Annotated in this window: 3 protein-coding genes; all 3 read right to left on the bottom strand. The window is 29.3% G+C overall.

The window, feature by feature from the left end; all coding sequences use genetic code 11:
- Nucleotides 1-1,106: alpha-amylase family glycosyl hydrolase (locus GQ540_RS07785; protein ID WP_291799762.1), on the bottom strand; the 1,106-nt coding region annotated here is incomplete at its 3' end.
- 11 nt (nt 1,107-1,117) lie between these two features.
- Complete coding sequence (locus tag GQ540_RS07780; protein ID WP_291799759.1) at nt 1,118-1,855, bottom strand: GntR family transcriptional regulator; 738 nt, start codon at nt 1,853-1,855, stop codon at nt 1,118-1,120.
- 170 nt (nt 1,856-2,025) lie between these two features.
- Nucleotides 2,026-2,961, bottom strand: coding sequence for a T9SS type A sorting domain-containing protein (locus tag GQ540_RS07775; protein WP_291799757.1), 936 nt, complete (start codon nt 2,959-2,961; stop codon nt 2,026-2,028).
- Between the last annotated feature and the right edge of the window lie 325 nt (nt 2,962-3,286).

The following is a 3,286-nucleotide window of genomic DNA, read 5'->3' as shown; positions in this document are numbered from 1 at the left end:
ACAAATGTATTTAAGCGGTACTCCATAAATTTAGTTGGTAAACCCTGACTAAATACACGGTTTATAGTGTAATAGAGCGGGTAATTTAACATGCTATTTAATGCAGGTTTCTCTTTACTACCCATATAACTCGCTACTTCAATATCGCCTTTGTTTAGTAATGGATCAGATTTTATAAATGTTTCACCAAATGTTAAAAAATTAGCTCTACCTGTATTTTTTGCAACTTGATTTATACCTGGAGCTTCTGTACTTAAAGAGTTCATAAAATCTGCCCAAAAATCGAGTTCAACATATATAATAGTGTCTATTCTAAAACCATCAACACCAACAACTTCTACCCAATACCCGTATGAATCACGTAGTACTTCTCTAACTTTTATGTTTTTAGTATTAATATCGTCCAATCCAGCCATTTGGTAATTGTACTTTTGAAAAGGGTCTTCATAATTTAATATATCTGGTGTCCAATTATAAATATTGGCATTTTTCTCTTCTGGGTTGTTTGGGTTGTTGAGGTTGAAAGGATATTGTGTTGGTTTTGTTGTTGGCGTACTTAATTTATTATCCTCGTAAAATAATTCAACGCTATCTTTATCGTAGCCACCATTGTATTGAAAATAGTTCCCAGTATGATTTAAAACGATATCTTGAATTAAATACATACCACGTTTATGAATTTCATGTGATAATTGTTGGTACAACTCTAAAGTACCAAAGTGTTTATCAACCTCTTTAAAATTTTCAGCCCAATACCCGTGATACCCGCTAAAATTGTTAATTGGGTCCCACCATTGGTTAGCCACTGGAGGTGTAATCCAAATTGCTGTTGCGCCTAAACTTTGTATGTAATCTAGTTGATCAATAATACCTTGAAGGTCACCACCACTAAATTTTCTAAAATCTTTTTGATCGAATTCCCCACCATTTTGGTTGTTGTTGGTTTGATCTCCATCATTAAAACGATCAATCATTAAAAAATAAATAACTTGATCTTCCCATTCAGGTGATGGAACATGGAGTAATAATTCTGGTTCTTTTTTTGATTGACATTGAAGCAATACAAAAGCTAAAATTAATACGGGTATAATTGATAGTTTTTTCACAATATTCAATTTTAATTAAATTCTCTTTTTATATCAATGGTGTACGAAAATTTGTCAGCTCTATAGTAGCCAATACAATATTCTATAGGTCTTTTTCCTGGGTCATATACTTTTCTAATTCTTTTAAGTACAGGATCATTTTCTGAAATATTTAATTTTTCTGAAATTTGTTTTTTGGGAATAACAGCTTTTATTTCTTCACTAGATAAATCAACAATTGTTGAATAATCTTGCTCTAAAATTTCGTATAATGGACGTTTAAAATCTTCATTTCCAGACAATCCAATGCGAGGATGCAGGTATGAAACAAAATTTACAAAGGGGCCATCAGTATCACCTCTTAATCTAGTTAGTTTAAGAACTTCTGTATCTTCTTTTATTTCAAGTGCATTTGCAACATCAGTTGTTGCATTTACTTTTTCTACTTTAATTTCATAATTCACGAATGAAATGCCTTTGTTGTTCATTTCTTGCGTAAAACTCATCCAACTTTTTAATTTGGTATTTATGTTTTTATTTACAACTTTAGTTCCAACTCCTTTTTTTCGCTCTAAAAGCCCTTCAATTACCAATTTACTTATTGCTTGTCGAACCGTATTACGTGAAATACCAAGTTGATTAGCCATATCTACCTCTTTAGGAAATAATTCTCCTTTACTGTATTTTGGATGTTCAATTAATCCACGAAGCAGTTTTTCAACTTGTAAATGTAGGGGAGTGCCATTATTGTGATCAATTCTTAATTGCATATTTGGTGTATTTAAATATGTTCATATGTATGAACATAGTAATATTGATTCAAATATAATAAATTTATTTTAATGTTACAATACCTATTTAGAATTGAATTAGTTAAATGCAAAAAAAAAAGAGTAACATAGTTGTTACTCTTTTTAAATTAATGTGTTTTTTAAGATTATTATACTTTAATAATTTTTTTATTGATAATAATATTGTTTTCAGTTTTTAATTTTAAAACATAAATAGATGGACTTAAATCATCTAAATTTAATGAAGATTTTTCATTTAATTTTTTATGTAATCGGCCATTTATATCATAAATATTTAATTGAAATTTTTGATTGAATTCTAGTCCTTCAATTTCTAAGTTATTTTTAATTAAATTTAATGTAATTGGATTTTTTGAGAATTCTTCATTACTTAATGTTGTAGCATATCTGTATTCAGAAGTTTGTTTCCAATAAATATTTTTATTTTGTGAAAAATCCCAATCATTTTCTAAGTAAATAGAATAACCAGTTATATTTTGATTATTAACAGTAACATCAAATATTTCAGCACCATCATTTAATGAAACATTCATTTCTGTAGCTGTGCTTAATGTAAATTTAATTTTCAAATCATTTAATATTCCTTCAGCTCCCCAAATACCAGATTGATCAACCGCACCTCCTGAAGAAATTATTTTCCAAGCACTCCAACCTCCATAATCAGGCCCGTTTAAGTTTAGTTGTACAGCATAATTATTTTGTCTATCAGCCCAACTAGTTGTACTTGTTGGATTTGATAATAATGCAATGCCAATTTGCCCTTGAGCTTGGGTTGTTGCAACCGTTATTGTAAAGCTATCACCAACTTCCATTGTTGATTGAATTCCATCAGTTAAACCATCTTGAGTAAAATCTCTCCAAGCTACTACTTGTTTTGCTCCATCAGTATGCGCAAACATAATAATTTCTGAACTACCATTATTGAGTCCAGAACCAGGACCTGCATCAATAAAAGATGTGTGGTAATTTTCAACTTGTTGAACATATTGTACAATTGTTTGGGCATATACAATATTATATACAGTTAAAACAGATAAGAATAAAAACGAGTATATTTTTTTCATAAGATTTAATCTTAAGTTTATATAAATTCTTGAAAAGTGTACTAATTTTTAAGGGGAATTAAATTAGTTTAGCTTTAAGAGGGGGCTATAAGCTTATTTTTAAATCAAATATTTAGGGGTTTAACTTCCTTAAATAAATCCTTATTTAAGGAAGTAGGGTATTATTAATTATTTGTAGCAATATTTTATTGCTAATTTTTAATCCGTAGTAAAATTCCAAATTTGGCCAATTGTTTGTCCACCTTCACCATCTTTTACTACTACTTTCCAGTAATAAGTTGTAGAAGCGGTTAAATTAGTAACATTTAGGCTTTCTGCCGCTTGA

It is taken from the genome of Lutibacter sp., assembly GCF_013139515.1.
GTDB lineage: Bacteria > Bacteroidota > Bacteroidia > Flavobacteriales > Flavobacteriaceae > Lutibacter.
Note: the sequence above shows the minus strand (reverse complement) of the source record. Positions and strands in the feature narration are given on the sequence as shown.

Excerpts from the sequence above, each read along its gene's own strand:
- GQ540_RS07780 (WP_291799759.1), bottom strand. The coding sequence starts at position 1,855 with ATGCAATTAAGAATTGATCACAATAATGGCACTCCCCTACATTTACAA.
- GQ540_RS07775 (WP_291799757.1), bottom strand. The coding sequence starts at position 2,961 with ATGAAAAAAATATACTCGTTTTTATTCTTATCTGTTTTAACTGTATAT.